The sequence below is a fragment of the Streptomyces sp. MBT65 genome (assembly GCF_016612545.1).
Lineage (GTDB): Bacteria > Actinomycetota > Actinomycetes > Streptomycetales > Streptomycetaceae > Streptomyces.
Genome location: NZ_JAENRY010000634.1, coordinates 1 through 1,227, shown reverse-complemented (window position 1 = coordinate 1,227; position 1,227 = coordinate 1). Strand labels below are relative to the sequence as shown.

Annotated in this window: 2 protein-coding genes; one reads left to right on the top strand and one right to left on the bottom strand. The window is 67.8% G+C overall.

Going from position 1 to position 1,227, the window contains the following annotated elements; translation table 11 throughout:
• Nucleotides 1-574 (top strand): DNA glycosylase AlkZ-like family protein (locus tag JHN63_RS51170; RefSeq protein ID WP_200691956.1); only part of this gene is annotated, 574 nt, incomplete at its 5' end.
• Here the strand turns inward: JHN63_RS51170 and JHN63_RS51165 are convergent.
• Nucleotides 561-1,178 (bottom strand): YceI family protein, encoded by a 618-nt coding sequence (locus tag JHN63_RS51165; protein ID WP_200691955.1) that lies wholly within the window; start codon nt 1,176-1,178, stop codon nt 561-563. The genes JHN63_RS51170 and JHN63_RS51165 overlap by 14 nt on opposite strands.
• Nucleotides 1,179-1,227: the final 49 nt, after the last annotated feature.

The window sequence follows — 1,227 nt, the reverse complement described above, 5'->3', positions numbered from 1 at the left end:
GTTCGTTCCGGAGACGGCGGGCCGGGAGCGGCTGTGGGACCTCGCGTCCCGCGTCTATCCGGACGAGCCCGCCGTCCCCGTCGTCGAAGCCCGCCGTCTCCGGAACGAACGGCGGCTGAGCGCACTCGGCATCGCCCGCGCCACCGGCACCGCACTCCCCGTCGAACCCGCTGTCGTCGGCGACGCCGGTGAACCGGCCGTCGTAGCAGGGGTGAAGGGGGAGTGGCGGGTCGATCCGGCGTATCTGAACCGGCCGTTCAGCGGGCGGGCAGCACTGCTCTCGCCCTTCGACCGGCTGATCCACGACCGGAAGCGCACCACCGAACTCTTCGGCTACGACTACCAGTTGGAGATGTACAAGCCGGCCGACAAGCGCCGCTGGGGCTACTTCGCGCTGCCGATCCTCTACGGCGACCAGCTCGTCGGGAAGCTCGACGCCACCGCCGACCGCAAGGCCGGCGTGCTCCTGGTGAACGCCGTCCATCAGGACGTGGAGTTCAGCAGGAGCATCGCCGATGCCGTGGAGGCCGAGATCGATGATCTGGCCGTATGGCTCGACCTCAGGCGCTCTTGATCGCCGAGATGTCGAAGTTCAGCTTGATCTTCTCGGAGACGAGGACGCCACCGGTCTCCAGCGCCGCGTTCCAGGTGAGGCCGAACTCGGAGCGCAGGATCTCGGCCTTGCCCTCGAAGCCGACGCGCTCGTTGCCGAACGGGTCCTTGGCCGCGCCGTTGAACTCCAGGTCGATGGTGATCGGCTTGGTGGTGCCGAGGATCTCCAGGTCACCGGTGATGCGGTAGTCGTCGCCACCGAGGGCCTCGGCGGAGGTGGAACGGAAGGTCATCGTGGGGAACTCGTCCGTCTTGAAGAAGTCCGCGCTCTTGAGGTGACCGTCACGGTCCGGGGAGCCGGTGTCGATGCTCTCCATCTTCACGTCCAGGGACGCGGTGGACTTGGCCGGGTCACTGCCGTCCAGGTGCAGCGTGCCGGTGAAGTCGAGGAACTTGCCCTTGACGTTGGTCACCATCGCGTGGCGGGCGGTGAAGCCGAGCGTGGTGTGCGACGGGTCGATGGTGTACTCGCCGGTCAGCGCGGCCAGGTCGGGGTTGACGGCGGCGGGTGCCGAGCTGGTCGAGGTGGCGTCGGTGTCGTCGTTCTTGCGGCCGAAGATGCCCATGACGTGCTCCTAAAGGGGGGACGGGGGTGGTGCGGGGGTGATGCGAAGG

Excerpts from the sequence above, each read along its gene's own strand:
- JHN63_RS51165 (WP_200691955.1), bottom strand. The coding sequence starts at position 1,178 with ATGGGCATCTTCGGCCGCAAGAACGACGACACCGACGCCACCTCGACC.